This window comes from Rhizobium sp. KDH_Rht_773_N (assembly GCF_052946295.1).
The window spans coordinates 1299057-1311876 of sequence record NZ_CM129525.1; the positions used below are offsets into that span (position 1 = coordinate 1299057).

A 12820-nucleotide genomic window follows, 5' to 3' on the forward strand; every position below is an offset into this window, starting at 1 on the left:
ACTGTACCGTTTCTTGACGGGGCAAGCCTCTTATAAGATACGGGTAACATATACTGACTAAGGTGTAAGGCATGTATCGCGCCCTCACACGAGACATAGAAGTCGTTGTCGAGCCGTTTTATCTGGAGGAGCAATCCGATCCGGACGACGATCGTTATGTCTGGGGCTATCGCGTCGTCATCAGCAACAATTCCGGCATCGCCGTGCGCCTCGTCAACCGTTACTGGAACATTACCGACCAGAACGGGCAGATCGACGAGGTCAGCGGCCCCGGCGTCGTGGGCGAGCAGCCGCGGCTGCAGCCGGGCGATACTTACGAATATTCCTCCGGCTGCCCGCTCGATACGCCGTCCGGCCTGATGTTCGGCCACTACCAGATGGAGACGGACGAAGGCGAGCTGTTCGACGTGGACATTCCCGCCTTCTCGCTGGACTCGCCCGGCCTGCTGCGCGTGCTCAACTGAGGCGCGACGCCGTTTTCGCAAACGGCGTCGATCCAGCCGACAGCGGCTCCATCTCGTTGTTTCCAAGCAATTCCGGACGCAAGACCGTTTCACGCTTTTGCTGGAATTGCTCTACAGCTCAAAGGGATCGGAAGCGGTCTGCGTATCCGGCTTTGCCGCGAACGGGTCTTTCGATTGCGGCGGCGCCGGCTGTTGGGCGAGGGCGGAGTTGACGGCCTGCTGACAGGCGAGCATCTCATCGGTCGCCTTGACGGAATTCTTCAGGCTGAGGGAGACGATCTGCTTGCCGTTGAAATTGGCGCGAAAACTCAGCCTGAGTGCGAAATCGGCAACCAGGTTCGTATCCTTGAAGTTGATCCAGAGCGCCTTGATACCGTTGAAATCCAGGGCCGTCGCGTCGGCGTTCCACTTGGACCGATCCAGATAGAATTCGATCGGATACTGCTTGCCCTCTTCCAGCGACTTCCAGTTCGCATTGGCGATCAGCATATAAAAAGGATTGTCCTTGTCGGCGAAATTGAAGCCGAGACGGAAAACCGTGCCGTCTTCGAAGGCCGTCATGACGAAACAGGCACCGCCCAAAGTCCTGTCGACAGCAACAGTCCAGCCGCCGACTTCTTTCCACACCATCGTGTCGTCATCGGCAACGGCAATTTGCGGCACCGCAGCCAGGAGCGCGAACACCAGACACAAGACCTTCATCGGCACCCCCACCCCGCTTTCACAGCCCGAACCAATGAATGGCAATAGGCGCACAGCGACTACCAAAAGTCGAGTCGCCGTGTTGCATCATCGCCTGTTTTTGTTGCCTGTTTTCGCCTCCATCCGGGAGCGCTACGGCATCGGCCCGAAAACCGGAACGATCTTCGGGCCGATGCACAGAAGGAGCCGGGGCGTCCCTTGCGCGTGCGCAGGGACGCACGGCACTTCAGGTAAGCTGGGAGGCAACCTCATCCACGGGGAAGCGGTAGGTGGTCGAGCAGAATTCGCAGGTCACGGAGATCTCGCCGTTTTCCTGGCTCGCCTCGATTTCCTCGGCGCTAAAACCCTTCAGCACGCCGCCGATCTTTTCGCGCGAACAGCTGCAGCGGTCGAAGACGGCGCGCGGATCGTAGACGCGCACGCCGCGCTCGTGGAAAAGACGAAACAGAAGCCGCTCGGTGCCGACCTGCGGGTCGGTGAGTTCGTCGGCATCCACCGTTTCGACCAGCGAGCGGGCTTCCGTCCAGGCATCGTCCTCGACATGGGCGCGCGCGCCGGTATCGCCGTCGCCGCCGTGAAGGTCGGGCTGGCGCATCCGTTCGGGCGCTTCCGGCAGGAACTGGGCGACGAGGCCGCCGGCCCGCCAGCGGTGACGCGGCTTGCCGTTCTCGTCGCGGTCGAAAAGTTCGGCGGCGGCCAGGCGCACGCGCGTCGGGATCTGTTCCGACTGGCGGAAATAGACGCCGGCAATGTCTTCGAGCGAGGTGCCGTCCAGCGCCACGATGCCCTGATAGGGCTGGCTGAACTTGCCCTGGTCGATGGTGAAGGCGAGGATGCCCTTGCCGAGCAGCTGTTCCGGCTCCGTTTCGCCCGCCGCAACCGCCTTGTCGAGCAGGGCCTGATCGAAACGCGCATAGGCGCGGACGTTTTCCGGCGTCGAGAAATCGCAGACGAGAAGATCGACAGGGCCGTCGCTCTTGGTTTGCACGGTGAACTTGCCCTCGAATTTCAGCGAGGTGCCGAGCAGCACGGTCAGCACCACCACTTCCGCCAGAAGGCGGGCGACGGGGGCGGGATAACGGTGGCGTTCGAGGATGGCATCCAGCATCGGGCCGAGCTGGACGGCGCGACCGCGCACATCAAGCCCTTCCACCTGGAAGGGGACGACATGGTCATCGCCGGCGAAATCGAACTCGCCGAGGGCGGCGGCAGCTTCTGCCATGGCTTTCACTCCTGTTCTGTCAGAGCAGCCGGCCAGCGCACCGGCCGCTCGCGCAGCCGCGAGTGTTCAACTCGCGACATCCGATTATGGTTCAGATCGCGCCCAGGCACCAAGCAAGAATCGACTTCTGCGCATGAAGGCGGTTTTCCGCCTCATCGAAGACCACGGATTGCGGGCCGTCGATCACCTCGTCCGTCACCTCCTCACCGCGATGCGCGGGAAGGCAGTGCATGAACAATGCGTCTTTGCCGGCCTGCGCCATCAAATGCGCGTTGACCTGATAAGGCTGGAAGACATTGTGACCTCTGGCCCGATGTTCCTGATTCATGGAGACCCAGGTATCGGTCACTACGCAATCGACGCCGGCAACCGCACGGTCTGCATCATGGCAGAGCATGATTTCGGCGCCCTCATTGCGAGCCCAGTTCAGATAGTGATCCTTCGGCTCGGAACCAAGGGGTACGGCCATGTTCATGCGGTAGCCGAAGCGGGCGGCCCCTTCCACCAGCGAATGCAGCACGTTGTTGCCGTCGCCGGTCCAGGCAATCGTCTTGCCCTTGATGGGGCCGCGATGCTCTTCGAAGGTCATGATGTCGGCCATGATCTGGCAGGGGTGGGTATCGTCCGTCAGCGCGTTGATGACGGGAACGGTCGCGTGTTCGGCAAGCTCCAGCATCCGGCTGTGCTCGGTCGTGCGGATCATGATCGCATCGACATAGCGCGAGAGAACCTTGGCGGTGTCGCCGATCGTCTCGGCGCGGCCGAGCTGCATTTCGGTGCCCGACAGGAACAGCGTCTCGCCGCCGAGCTGGCGCATGCCGACATCGAAGGAGACGCGGGTTCGGGTGGAGGGCTTCTCGAAGATCATGGCGAGCATCTTGCCGGCAAGCGGCTTGTCGGCGGTGCCGGCCTTGAAGGCCTGCTTTCGCAGCTTGGCATCGTCCATGATGGTTCTGAGGTCGGATGCGGTGACTGCGGAGAGATCGAGGAAATGTTTGGGGGAAGCCATCGTTCGTTACCTGCTACGCCCGCCGGCGGGCGGGGCGATGTCCTTTCAAGCGGTCTTCTTGACCTTGGCGGCGCGGATGCTTTCGGCGGCACGTTCGAGACGGGACAGACCCTCGCGCGCCTCCTCTGCCGTGACGACCAGCGGCGGCAGCAGGCGGATGACGTTGTCGCCGGCCGGGATCGCCAGAAGGTGTGCGGCGCGGATTTCCCGAAGCAGCTCGGCCGAGGGCACGGCGGCCTTGACGCCGAGCAGCAGGCCTTCGCCCCGGATGTCCTCGATCACGTCGGGATAACGGTCCTTGAGCGAGGCAAGGCCCTGGCGGAAGACGAGGGCGACGTCGCGCACGTGCTCAAGGAACCCATCGGCGAGGATCAGATCGAGGACCGCGTTGCCGACGGCCATGGCGAGCGGGTTGCCGCCATAGGTGGAACCGTGTGTGCCGGCCTTCATGCCGGAGGCGGCTTCCGCCGTCGCAAGGCAGGCGCCGAGCGGGAAACCGCCGCCGATGCCCTTGGCGACCGCCATGATATCGGGCGTCACGCCCGACCATTCGTAGGCGAAGAGCTTGCCGGTGCGGCCGACACCGGTCTGGACCTCGTCGAGGATGAGAAGCAGGCCGTGCTCGTCGCAGAGCTGGCGCAGCGCCTTCATGAATTCCGGTGTAACCGGCCGCACGCCGCCCTCGCCCTGCACGGGCTCGATGAGGATGCCGGCCGTCTTGTCGGAGATCGCGGCGCGCACGGCCTCGATATCGCCGAAGGGAACCTGATCGAAACCGGGGGTCTTGGGGCCGAAACCTTCCAGATATTTCTCCTGGCCGCCGGCGGCGATGGTCGCCAGCGTGCGGCCGTGGAAGGCGCCTTCGAAGGTGATGATATGGAAGCGCTCGGGATGGCCCTTGGCGAACTGGTAGCGGCGCGCCGTCTTGATGGCGCATTCGAGCGCCTCGGCGCCGGAATTGGTGAAGAACACCTTGTCGGCGAAGGTGGCTTCCGTCAGGCGATTGGCCAGCTTTTCCTGGCCGGGGATCTCGTAGACGTTCGACAGGTGCCAGACCTTGTCGGCCTGATCCTTGAGCGCTGCCACGACATGCGGATTGCCGTGGCCGACGGAGGTGACGGCCACGCCTGCGCCGAAATCCAGATATCGCTCGCCGGTTTCGGTAATCAGCCACACGCCTTCACCTCGCTCGAACCGCAGCGGGGCACGAGAATAGGTATCATATAGCGGCGAGGCTTCAGCCATGGCGCGAACTCCTGCAACAGGTTATGAGGCACCGGACTCCGGCTAAGAAAACCAGGCCCGAAAAATCAAAAATGCCGCCTTTCGGCGGCATGGATCACTATTTACTTTTCGCACTGCAATGTCAACAAAACTGCGGATTTAGCGCATGCGTCAAGCTGGCAACCGGCTTTACAGGTCTATCAACAGCTAATGTTGCAGAAATGACTCTCCGGGGAAGCAAGTTGGGGAAAACTACGAATTCGGATTCATCGGATTCCTGCGACTCTTGTCACAGAGTCAGGCTCACACTAGGTTAAAGTTCAATTACTAGACTGCATGCGGCGGAACTAGTCACCAAAATTGATCTGGCGTTTCTTGCCTCGGAGTCTTCCGAGGCAGCGGTGAGGGATTCTGCCATCACCAACGCAAAAGGCGGAGACAGGGCATGAACTGGACAGACGAGCGTGTCGAGAAGCTCAAGAAGCTTTGGTCGGAGGGGCTGAGTGCCAGCCAGATCGCTGCGCAGCTTGGCGGGGTGAGTAGAAACGCCGTTATCGGCAAGGTTCACCGGCTCAGTCTTCCCGGCCGCGCCAAGGCCGGCGGCACGGCAACCGCGGCGCGTGCGCCCAAGCGCAACACCTCGGCCCCGCGCGCCCCGAACTATGCCTCCCGCATCGCCACCCGCACCGTGACCCGCCAGCAGGGCGCCACGATGCTGAAGGAAGAGATCGAGATCGAAACGGTGGAGGAAATGGACTATGTGCCGGCCGCCAACGTGGTCGTGCCGATCTCGCGCCGCCTCGGCCTGACGGAACTGACCGAGCGCACCTGCAAGTGGCCGGTCGGCGACCCGCTGAAGGACGATTTCTACTTCTGCGGCTGCGACTCCCCGGATTCGTCGCCCTATTGCAACTACCACCAGCGCCTCGCCTACCAGCCGGTGAGCGAGCGCCGCAAGGCTGTGCGGGTCGGCTGATCCACGCCTTTCAAATGACGCAGCATCGGTCGCCCCTCTTCGCTGACGCGCAGGGGGGCGAATTTTTTGCGTCGGTGAATTGCTGCCCGCAGCACATTTTTGCGCAGCTCCAACAGCAGCAATGTATATCCCTTTGACATATCCCAATCGTCGTTCTACATGGATATGGCATTCGTACATGGCCGGAGATCGAGGATGGAGCAGGGTTCAGTGTTTCAGAGCAATCGCAGCCAGGCCGTGAGGCTGCCCAAGGCTGTGGCTTTGCCAGATGACGTAAAGCGGGTGGATATCGTTGCTGTCGGACGCACGCGGATCATTTCGCCCGCCGGTGAAGTCTGGGATAGCTGGTTTGAGGGCGAGGCAGCGTCACCGGATTTCATGAACGAACGCGATCAGCCGGCCGCGCAGGAGCGCGAAGCATTTTAATGCTGAAATATATGCTGGATACGAACATCTGCATCTTCACGATAAAAAATCGGCCGCAGCACGTTCGAGACGCATTCAATCGTCATCATGGCCAACTCTGCATGAGTTCCATCAGCTTGATGGAGCTGATCTATGGTGCGGAAAAATCGGCTGCTCCGGAAAAGAATTTGTCTGTCGTCGAAGGCTTTGCTGCTCGGCTTGAGGTACTCGCGTATGACGAAATAGCAGCTGCCCATACAGGTCAGTTGCGCGCCGAACTTGCGCGCGGCGGGACTCCCATCGGGCCTTACGACCAATTGATTGCCGGTCACGCGCGCTCGCGAGGGCTGATCCTGGTCACGAATAACAGGCGCGAATTTGATCGCGTGCCTGGCTTACGTGTTGAGGATTGGGCGACTTAGGCATGTCAAGCCGACCACGCTGACCAACGACAATGCTGTCCGCGATGTGATGGCCAGACAATCGTCGCGCATTCAACCGCTCATGTGGATTCCTTCCTCCCTGGCAGTCCGGGAGCGGGTGCCGCAAGGCTGTGTTTCAGCCCCAGGCCGGCATGGAACGGTGGCCGCGGCGCTGTAGCGCGATTTTCTGATACAGATGCGGTATTCTCGTCGAGCAGCGCGACGCACACAGTCGCTCAGGGGTGCCAATGGAGATCGATCCAAAGCGCATGACAATCGGGTTCGTCGGGACGGGCACGATTACCGAGGCCGTCGTCACCGGTCTGGGGAAGACAGCGTTTTGCGACACACCGGTCATGCTGTCACCCCGTAACGCAGGCGTCGCCGCCCGCCTCGCGGCGGCAAACCGGAATGTGTCGATCGCTTTGGGCAACCAGGATGTTCTTGACCGATCCGATCTCGTATTCGTGGCGGTGAGGCCACAAATTGTCGAGGAGGTCGTCCGCTCGCTGCGATTTCGGCCGGGCCACCATGTCATCAGCTTTGTCGCGGTCACACCAATGGATCAGCTGCTGGCATGGATCGACCAGCCGGTTCGCCTAAGCCTGGCAATTCCCCTTCCGTTCGTCGCAGATCTTCAGGGCGCGACTGCAATCTACCCGCCCGACGAGGTTTCCCACGCCCTCTTTTCGGCGCTCGGAACAGCGATCCAGGTCGAAAACAAGGCGGAGTTCGAACTTCTCGCGGTGGCGAGCTGCCTGATGGCCACCTATTTCGGCATCCTGGACGCGACCTCGACCTGGCTGCAGAGCCAGGGGCTTTCGGGAACGGCTGGCGACGCCTACCTCCGCCAGTTGTTTTCCGGTCTCGCCCATACTGCCAGCGCAAAACCTGTCGCGCGTTTTGACGAACTCATCGGCGAGCATTCGACCAGGGGCGGATTGAATGAACAGGTGCTCGAAGACTTTCGCGCGTTTGGCGGCACTGCGGCCCTGCAAAGGGCGCTTGATCGAATTCTTGCGCGTGTCCGCCTGTAAGGCGCCGGGTCTCTCGACGTTTGCTTTCGGCGCCTGGTGTCGGCTTTCATAAGGAGTTCGGGGGGCCAGAACAAACAAACGGGCCGCCCGGCAAGCGAGCGACCCGTTCGTGACCTCCGATTGCTCGGATCAGGCTTCCATCGAATATCCCGCGCCGCGCACGGTGCGGATGACATCCTGCATGTTGGAGAAGTTCAGCGCCTTGCGCAGGCGGCCGACATGGACGTCGACGGTGCGTTCGTCCACGTAGATATCGTGGCCCCAGACGCCGTCGAGCAGCTGCGAGCGGGAGAAGACGCGGCCCGGCGACGACATCAAAAATTCCAGCAGGCGGAATTCGGTCGGTCCGAGGCGGACTTCGCGGCTCTTGCGGTGGACGCGGTGGGTTTCGCGATCGAGCTCGATATCGCCGCATTTCAGAACGGTGGAGAGAACCTCCGGGCGGGCGCGGCGCAGCATGGCCTTGACGCGGGCAACCAGTTCCGGCGTGGAGAAGGGCTTGACGACATAATCGTCCGCGCCGGTCGAAAGGCCGCGCACACGCTCGCTCTCTTCGCCGCGCGCCGTCAGCATGATGATCGGCAGGCGCTCGGTTTCCGGCCGCATGCGCAGCCGCCGGCAGAGCTCGATGCCGGAAACGCCCGGCAGCATCCAGTCCAGGATGAGCAGGTCGGGCGTGCGCTCCTGAAGCCGGATCTCGGCCTCGTCGCCACGGAGGATCGTATCCACCTCGAAACCTTCGGCCTCGAGGTTGTAGCGCAGCAGCACGCTCAGCGCTTCTTCATCTTCAACAACTGCAACTCTTGGGATCATGCGTGTCAGTCTCCTAATGCACGATCCTTAAACCGGGGGTGATTTAAGCAAGGGATCATGCAGAAAGTCGGAATTGGCTGCACCCTCGGGCGCCCCCGGGCGGGGGGCGCGTGCAATCGGCGGCCGGGATTACTCCGTGACGGCGCCGACGGTGTTGGAGCTGTCGTCCTTCGGACGCTCGCCCTCCGGCTGGGCACCGGTTGCCATATAGTAGATCGTCTCGGCGATGTTGGTCGCGTGGTCGCCGATGCGCTCGATGTTCTTGGCGCAGAAAAGAAGATGCGTGCAACTCGTGATGTTGCGCGGATCTTCCATCATGTAGGTCAGCAGTTCGCGGAACAGCGAGGTGTACATCGCGTCGATCTCGTCATCGCGCTCGCGGATGGACTTGGCCTTGTCGGCCGAACGCGTCGTGTAGACGTCGAGCACTTCCTTGAGCTGGACGAGCGCCAGTTCGGAGAGGTGTTCGAGGCCGCGGGCGAGCTTGCGCGGGACGCCGGTGCTCTGCACGGCGATGACGCGCTTGGCGGTGTTCTTGCCGAGATCGCCGACGCGCTCGAGATCGGCGGCGATCCGGATCGAACCGATGATCTCGCGCAGGTCGGAGGCCATCGGCTGGCGGCGGGCGATGGTGACGATCGCCTTGTCGTTGATTTCGCGCTCGGCGTGATCGAGGATCACGTCGTCGGAAATGACCTTCTGGGCGAGCGCCGTGTCACCGTTGACGAGCGCGCGGACGGCTTCGGCGCCCATCTGTTCGGCAAGGCCGCCCATCTCGGAAATGCGCCGGGACAGGAACTTCAGATCGTCGTCGTAGGCGGAAAAAATATGTGTCGATGCCATTGGGCTTTGTCCTCGAAAATCGGGAAGGCTTCACATCGCCAAAATCAGCCGAACCGGCCCATGATATAGTCCTGGGTGCGCGGGTCGTCCGGGTTGGTGAACATCTTGTCGGTATCGTTCTCCTCGACCAGGTTGCCGAGGTGGAACATGGCCGTGCGCTGTGATACGCGAGCGGCCTGCTGCATGGAATGCGTCACGATGACGATCGTGTAGTTTTCGCGCAGCTCGTGGATCAGCTCTTCAACCTTGGCTGTCGCGATCGGGTCGAGCGCCGAGCAGGGCTCGTCCATCAGGATGACTTCCGGGCTGACGGCGACGGCGCGCGCGATGCACAGGCGCTGCTGCTGGCCGCCGGACAGGCCGGTGCCGGATTCATGCACGCGGTCCTTGACCTCGTTCCAGAGGCCGGCGCGCTGCAGGCTCGATTCGACGATCTGGTCGAGATCGGCCTTGGACTTGGCAAGGCCGTGGATGCGCGGGCCGTAGGAGATGTTTTCGTAGATCGACTTCGGGAACGGGTTCGGCTTCTGGAACACCATGCCGACGCGGGCGCGCAGTTCGACGACATCGATATCCGGATCGTAGATATCGTCGCCGTCGAGCGAAATCTTGCCGGTGACGCGGCAACCGTCGATCGTGTCGTTCATGCGGTTCAGCGAACGCAGGAAGGTGGACTTGCCGCAGCCCGACGGGCCGATCAGCGCGGTCACGGTGTTTTCGCGGATGTTCAGATTGACGTCGAAAAGCGCGCGCTTCTCGCCGTAATAAACGGAGACATCCTGACCGATCATCTTATACGGGACGTTGCTCATTTTCTGGTCCAGCGCCTTCTCAACTGCGGCTTCCGTCAACATGTTCATGATCTCTACTCCGTTTACCAGCGGCGCTCAAAGCGACGACGCAAGAGGATAGCTCCGATGTTCATGACGATGAGGAACAGGAGCAGGACGATGATGGCACCCGAGGTTCTTTCCACGAAGGCGCGCTCGGCTTCGTTGGCCCACATGTAGACCTGAACCGGAAGTGCGGTGGAGGGATCGAGCGGCGTGGTCGGCGCCTGGGCGACGAAGGCGACCATGCCGATGAGCAAGAGCGGCGCGGTTTCGCCGAGTGCGTGGGCAAGGCCGATGATCGTGCCGGTCAGGATGCCGGGCATGGCAAGCGGCAGCACATGGTGGAACACCATCTGCATCTTCGAGGCGCCAAGGCCAAGGGCGGCGGAGCGGATCGAGGGCGGCACGGCGCGCAGTGCGGCACGCGTGGCGATGATGATCGTCGGCAGGGTCATCAACGTCAGCACCAGACCGCCGACCAGCGAGGCCGAACGCGGCAGGCCGGCGAAGTTGATGAAGACCGACAGGCCGAGCAGGCCGTAGACGATGGAGGGGACTGCGGCGAGGTTGTTGATATTGACCTCGATCAGGTCCGTCAGCCTGTTCTTCGGCGCGAATTCCTCGAGATAGATCGAGGCGGCCACACCGATCGGCAGCGCAAGGACGAGAACGATCAGCATCAGGTAGAGCGAGCCGATGAGGGCGACGCCGAGGCCTGCGGCTTCCGGGCGGCTGGAATTGCCGTTGACGAAGAGGCCGGTGTTGAACTCCTTCTGGAGCGCACCGCTCGCCTTCAGCTGGTTCATCCAGCCGACCTGCTTGTCGTTGACCTTGCGGTTCTTCTCCTCGACCGAAAGATCGATCTGGCCCTTGTTGGCGCTGTCGATATTGGCTTCGGCGAGAACCGTGACGTTGACGGTCTTGCCGATGATCGACGGGTCGGCGACCACCATGTCACGCAGCTGGATCGGCGCGCCCTTCGAGATCATGTTGGCCGCGTCGCGCACGTCGGGGCGGCTCGAAGGGTTGATGCCGAGCTGCTTGACGATCGCGTCGCGCAGCAGGACCGGATAGTTGGCGGCAATCAGCACCGAAGGGTCGCTCGCGCGCTTGTTGTCCGGGTCGATGGTCTTCTCGGCAAACTCGATCGGCAGGGTGATGGCCGTCTGCTGGAAGGCGGTATAGCCGTTGCTGATGACCGTCCACAGCAGGATGAAGAGAAAGACGAGGCCGAAGGCGATGGCGGCGATGCCATAGGCCTGGAAGCGGCGTTCTGCGGCATAGCGGCGCTTGATGCCGATGTCGCGGCGCGCGGGGGCCTTGGAAACGGTGACGCCGGCGACGGGAGAAACAATATTCGTCATTCGTACTGCTCCCGGTATTTGCGCACGATATAGAGTGCGTAGATGTTGAGGCAAAGCGTGATGCAGAACAGCGTGATGCCGAGCGCGAAGGCAACCAGCGTCTGCGGCGAGGTGAACTCAAGGTCGCCGGTCAGCTGGTTGACGATCTTGACGGTCACGGTCGTCATCGGCTCGAAGGGGTTGATCTGGATGCGGGCGGCGACACCGGCGGCCAGAACGACGATCATGGTTTCGCCGATGGCGCGCGAGGCGGTCATCAGCAGCGCGCCGACGATGCCCGGCAGGGCGGCCGGCAGCACCACCTTCTTGATGGTTTCCGAACGCGTGGCGCCGAGGCCGAGCGAGCCGTCGCGCAGGGCGCGCGGCACGGCGGTGATGATATCGTCCGACAGCGAGGACACGTAGGGGATCAGCATGATGCCCATGACGATGCCGGCCGTCAGAACGCTCTGCGCCTGGATGAAGTTGGTATAGCTGCCGGAGAGAAGGCCGCTGATCTGAGCCGAGAAATCGCGCAGGAAGGGTCCGACGGTGACAAGCGCGAAGAAGCCGTAGACGATCGTCGGGATGCCGGCCAGCACTTCCAGCAGCGGCTTGGCGAGCGAGCGCACTTTGGGAGAGGCGTATTCGGCCATGTAGATGGCGGCGAAAAGCCCGACCGGCACGGCGACCAGCATGGCGACGAGGCCGATATAGAGCGTGCCGAGCAGCAGCGGGATGAGGCCGAACTGGCCGAAGGAGGAACCGCCGGCGCCGGCAAAACGCGGATCCCAGACGGTGCCGAAGAAGAAGTCGGCGAAGGGAACGACCGCAAAGAAGCGGCCGGCTTCCGTCAGCATCGACAGCACGATGCCGATCGTCGTCAGGATGGCGATGGAGGAGGCGAGGAGCAGCGCCCACAGCATGACGCGCTCGACCCGGTTGCGGGCGCGGAAGCGCGGGGCGATGGAGCGCAGCGCGTAGAAGGCGCCGGCAACCGAAAGCAGCAGCACGATCGCCGTCATGAACAGGCGGCTCGTGGCGCTCTCGGCGTTCAGCGCCTTGGCGGCGTCGATCATGTAGGGCTGCGGCTCGCCGGCGAGCGGCACGCCCTTTTCGCTGAGCTTTGCCTGCAGGCCGGCCGGATCGGCCGAGAGGGCGGAAGCCTCGTCAGAAGTCAGCATGTTGAGGCCGCGGGCGACGGTGACGACCATGCTGTAGGCCAGGTCCTGCTGGACGGCCGGCTGGGCCTTCACGTCGGCCGGAAAGCTGCCGCGGACGGAAGAGGAGATGATGCCCGGGCTGGCGGCCAGCCAGACGCACAGGACGATCAGGGAAGGCAGCATGGCCCAGATCGCGGCATAGGAGCCGTAATAGGCCGGCCGCGAATGCAGGGCGGAAGACCTGCCGCCGGAAAGCGCGGTCGCGCGGCTGCGCGCAGCCACATAGGCAACGGCGCCGATCACCACCAGGCACAAGAGTAGGATGGATGTGCTCATTCTTTACGTCCCCAGGCCCACAGCCCCC

The 12820-nt window shown here is 62.5% G+C and carries 14 protein-coding genes; 5 read left to right on the top strand and 9 right to left on the bottom strand.

Annotated features, from left to right (window positions below):
* Positions 1–71: 71 nt before the first annotated feature.
* On the top strand, positions 72–464 hold the full coding sequence (gene apaG / locus ACU8HS_RS06650) for a Co2+/Mg2+ efflux protein ApaG (protein ID WP_112705890.1): 393 nt from the start codon (positions 72–74) through the stop codon (positions 462–464).
* Positions 465–575: 111 nt separating this feature from the next.
* On the opposite strand, the gene ACU8HS_RS06655 is transcribed toward apaG, so the two are convergent.
* The 4 genes from ACU8HS_RS06655 to ACU8HS_RS06670 form a co-directional block, all read right to left on the bottom strand.
* Complete coding sequence (locus tag ACU8HS_RS06655) at positions 576–1166, bottom strand: hypothetical protein (protein ID WP_112573657.1); 591 nt, start codon at positions 1164–1166, stop codon at positions 576–578.
* 226 nt (positions 1167–1392) lie between these two features.
* A complete protein-coding gene (locus ACU8HS_RS06660) occupies positions 1393–2388 on the bottom strand; it encodes an Hsp33 family molecular chaperone (protein ID WP_112705888.1) in 996 nt (331 codons plus the stop codon).
* A 91-nt stretch (positions 2389–2479) separates the two neighbouring features.
* Positions 2480–3397: an ornithine carbamoyltransferase gene (gene argF / locus ACU8HS_RS06665; RefSeq protein ID WP_112753845.1), complete on the bottom strand. Its 918-nt coding sequence runs from the start codon at positions 3395–3397 to the stop codon at positions 2480–2482.
* 45 nt (positions 3398–3442) lie between these two features.
* Positions 3443–4642 carry an acetylornithine transaminase gene (locus ACU8HS_RS06670; protein ID WP_447015639.1) on the bottom strand — a complete coding sequence of 400 codons (1200 nt, stop codon included), beginning with the start codon at positions 4640–4642 and terminating at the stop codon, positions 3443–3445.
* Between the two features lie 424 nt (positions 4643–5066).
* On the opposite strand from ACU8HS_RS06670, the gene ACU8HS_RS06675 reads away from it, so the two are divergent.
* The 4 genes from ACU8HS_RS06675 (at position 5067) to ACU8HS_RS06690 (ending at position 7461) form a co-directional block, all read left to right on the top strand.
* On the top strand, positions 5067–5597 hold the full coding sequence (locus ACU8HS_RS06675; RefSeq protein ID WP_112573313.1) for a GcrA family cell cycle regulator: 531 nt from the start codon (positions 5067–5069) through the stop codon (positions 5595–5597).
* Between the two features lie 195 nt (positions 5598–5792).
* Positions 5793–6023 (top strand): antitoxin, encoded by a 231-nt coding sequence (vapB, locus tag ACU8HS_RS06680; protein WP_112705885.1) that lies wholly within the window; start codon positions 5793–5795, stop codon positions 6021–6023.
* On the top strand, positions 6023–6424 hold the full coding sequence (gene vapC / locus ACU8HS_RS06685; RefSeq protein WP_112705884.1) for a type II toxin-antitoxin system tRNA(fMet)-specific endonuclease VapC: 402 nt from the start codon (positions 6023–6025) through the stop codon (positions 6422–6424). The genes vapB and vapC overlap by 1 nt, the downstream gene beginning before the upstream one ends.
* A 248-nt stretch (positions 6425–6672) precedes the next feature.
* On the top strand, positions 6673–7461 hold the full coding sequence (locus tag ACU8HS_RS06690; RefSeq protein ID WP_113413016.1) for a pyrroline-5-carboxylate reductase: 789 nt from the start codon (positions 6673–6675) through the stop codon (positions 7459–7461).
* Positions 7462–7590: 129 nt separating this feature from the next.
* On the opposite strand, the gene phoB is transcribed toward ACU8HS_RS06690, so the two are convergent.
* From phoB to pstC, 5 genes are all read right to left on the bottom strand, one after another.
* Positions 7591–8274: a phosphate regulon transcriptional regulator PhoB gene (phoB, locus tag ACU8HS_RS06695; RefSeq protein ID WP_003570612.1), complete on the bottom strand. Its 684-nt coding sequence runs from the start codon at positions 8272–8274 to the stop codon at positions 7591–7593.
* 129 nt (positions 8275–8403) lie between these two features.
* Entirely contained in the window at positions 8404–9117 is a 714-nt protein-coding gene (gene phoU, locus ACU8HS_RS06700) for a phosphate signaling complex protein PhoU (protein WP_112705882.1), read from the bottom strand.
* Between the two features lie 44 nt (positions 9118–9161).
* Complete coding sequence (gene pstB, locus ACU8HS_RS06705; protein WP_447015640.1) at positions 9162–9977, bottom strand: phosphate ABC transporter ATP-binding protein PstB; 816 nt, start codon at positions 9975–9977, stop codon at positions 9162–9164.
* Positions 9978–9991: 14 nt separating this feature from the next.
* Positions 9992–11314, bottom strand: a complete 1323-nt coding sequence (pstA, locus tag ACU8HS_RS06710; protein WP_112573665.1) for a phosphate ABC transporter permease PstA — start codon at positions 11312–11314, stop codon at positions 9992–9994.
* A complete protein-coding gene (gene pstC, locus ACU8HS_RS06715; RefSeq protein WP_112705880.1) occupies positions 11311–12792 on the bottom strand; it encodes a phosphate ABC transporter permease subunit PstC in 1482 nt (493 codons plus the stop codon). Before pstC ends, pstA begins: the two co-directional genes overlap by 4 nt.
* Between the last annotated feature and the right edge of the window lie 28 nt (positions 12793–12820).

Bases quoted from the DNA above. Each gene is read 5' to 3' on its own strand.
- vapC (WP_112705884.1), top strand. From the start codon at position 6,023: ATGCTGAAATATATGCTGGATACGAACATCTGCATCTTCACGATAAAA.
- apaG (WP_112705890.1), top strand. From the start codon at position 72: ATGTATCGCGCCCTCACACGAGACATAGAAGTCGTTGTCGAGCCGTTT.
- ACU8HS_RS06670 (WP_447015639.1), bottom strand. From the start codon at position 4,642: ATGGCTGAAGCCTCGCCGCTATATGATACCTATTCTCGTGCCCCGCTG.
- pstC (WP_112705880.1), bottom strand. From the start codon at position 12,792: ATGAGCACATCCATCCTACTCTTGTGCCTGGTGGTGATCGGCGCCGTT.
- pstA (WP_112573665.1), bottom strand. From the start codon at position 11,314: ATGACGAATATTGTTTCTCCCGTCGCCGGCGTCACCGTTTCCAAGGCC.
- pstB (WP_447015640.1), bottom strand. From the start codon at position 9,977: ATGAACATGTTGACGGAAGCCGCAGTTGAGAAGGCGCTGGACCAGAAA.
- vapB (WP_112705885.1), top strand. From the start codon at position 5,793: ATGGAGCAGGGTTCAGTGTTTCAGAGCAATCGCAGCCAGGCCGTGAGG.
- argF (WP_112753845.1), bottom strand. From the start codon at position 3,397: ATGGCTTCCCCCAAACATTTCCTCGATCTCTCCGCAGTCACCGCATCC.
- ACU8HS_RS06675 (WP_112573313.1), top strand. From the start codon at position 5,067: ATGAACTGGACAGACGAGCGTGTCGAGAAGCTCAAGAAGCTTTGGTCG.
- ACU8HS_RS06655 (WP_112573657.1), bottom strand. From the start codon at position 1,166: ATGAAGGTCTTGTGTCTGGTGTTCGCGCTCCTGGCTGCGGTGCCGCAA.
- phoB (WP_003570612.1), bottom strand. From the start codon at position 8,274: ATGATCCCAAGAGTTGCAGTTGTTGAAGATGAAGAAGCGCTGAGCGTG.
- ACU8HS_RS06660 (WP_112705888.1), bottom strand. From the start codon at position 2,388: ATGGCAGAAGCTGCCGCCGCCCTCGGCGAGTTCGATTTCGCCGGCGAT.
- phoU (WP_112705882.1), bottom strand. From the start codon at position 9,117: ATGGCATCGACACATATTTTTTCCGCCTACGACGACGATCTGAAGTTC.
- ACU8HS_RS06690 (WP_113413016.1), top strand. From the start codon at position 6,673: ATGGAGATCGATCCAAAGCGCATGACAATCGGGTTCGTCGGGACGGGC.